Here is a 1,377-nt window from a genome sequence, read left to right as displayed (position 1 = left end):
CGTTCAGATGGCGTAATCGGGGCTCTGTCCCCGGGATCGCCGGTATTCTTCTTGCCGGTAAGTCCATGACCGGGAGAACGACCATGACCAAAGTACTGTTCGCGGGACTTGATGTCTCACTCGAATTGACCAGCATCTGCGTTGTCGATGCCGACGGCGGAATGATCCTGGAGGCGACGGCGGTTTCGGACCCTGCCGACATTAGCGAATTGCTGGCCAGGACCGATGGCACCTTCGAACGAGTTGGCTTTGAGGCCGGCCCCTTGTCGCAGTGGCTCTACAATGGGCTGAGGAGCGCGGGCCTGCCCGCCGTCTGCATCGAGGCGCGGCACGCCAAGGCTGCGATGGTGGCTATGAACAGAAACAAAAACGACCGCAACGACGCACGGTCCCTGGCGCAGCTCATCCGCTCGGGCTGGTTCAAACCGGTCCATGTAAAGTCGACGGAAAGCCAGGAGATGCGCACGCTGCTCATGTCACGCGAGTTCTTCGTCAACAAGCTGCGCGACCACGAGAACGAGATCCGCGGCCTGCTGCGTCCATTCGGCCTGAAGGTCGGGCGCGTCGCCGCGCGGGACTTCGAGGCCCGGGTGCGCCAGCTCGTCGAGGGTTGCCCGAACCTCGAACTATGCATGTCTGCACTGCTTCGCGGACGGGCCGAGATGCAGGCGCAGCTCGCCGAACTCCACCGGGCACTCTTGCGTCTCACAGCCAACGACGAACTCTGCCGCCGGTTCATGACCATACCGGGCGTCGGACCGGTCACGGCGCTGGCGTTCAAGGCGACGATTGACGACCCGGGGCGCTTCCGCCGCTCGAGCGATGTTGGCGCTCATCTTGGTCTCACACCGCGGCAATACCAGTCTGGAGAGACCGACGTCAGGGGACGCATCAGCCGATCTGGCGATGCCCTCACCCGCACGGCGCTCTTTACTGCGGCCCACGTCATGCTCACCCGCTCGCGCCAATGGACGTCGATTCGAGCCTGGGGCTTGAGGATCGCAAAGCGGAGCAACCTGAAGAAGGCGAAGGTCGCGGTGGCGCGCAAGCTCGCCGTCGTAATGCATCGCATGTGGCGCGACGACGCCCCGTTCCACTGGGGAGCCACTACATGATCTGATCCCGAAGCCGTGGCGCCAGTTCGCCCAGTGCTTCGGCAAGAGTCCCGTCAGGGACGGGGATGAGGCGAAGGCCGTAGGAATGCCTGGCGCTGCTTCTCGCGCGAAAACATGCAAGCCCGCCGTTTAGCGTGGTCCGCCTCACCTTCGACCGCCAGCATGCGGCGCGCCCAATAAGCCGACCGCGGACAGAAGCATGACCCCATAACGGAACCGATACCGATCGCACTTGACGAACACGCCCCGATTACAGAAGGCA

1 protein-coding gene is annotated in these 1,377 nt (G+C 63.5%); it reads left to right on the top strand.

All coding sequences use genetic code 11. The annotated features are described in order from the left end of the window. Positions 1-83 precede the first annotated feature (83 nt). Positions 84-1,115 carry an IS110 family RNA-guided transposase gene (locus tag ACFMBG_RS24075; RefSeq protein WP_421057164.1) on the top strand — a complete coding sequence of 344 codons (1,032 nt, stop codon included), beginning with the start codon at positions 84-86 and terminating at the stop codon, positions 1,113-1,115. Positions 1,116-1,377 lie beyond the last annotated feature (262 nt).

The organism is Leisingera coralii (assembly GCF_049056525.1).
In the GTDB taxonomy this organism is placed as follows: Bacteria; Pseudomonadota; Alphaproteobacteria; order Rhodobacterales; family Rhodobacteraceae; genus Leisingera; species Leisingera coralii.
This window is presented reverse-complemented; position numbering and strand designations above follow the sequence as displayed.

Excerpts from the sequence above, each read along its gene's own strand:
- ACFMBG_RS24075 (WP_421057164.1), top strand. The coding sequence starts at position 84 with ATGACCAAAGTACTGTTCGCGGGACTTGATGTCTCACTCGAATTGACC.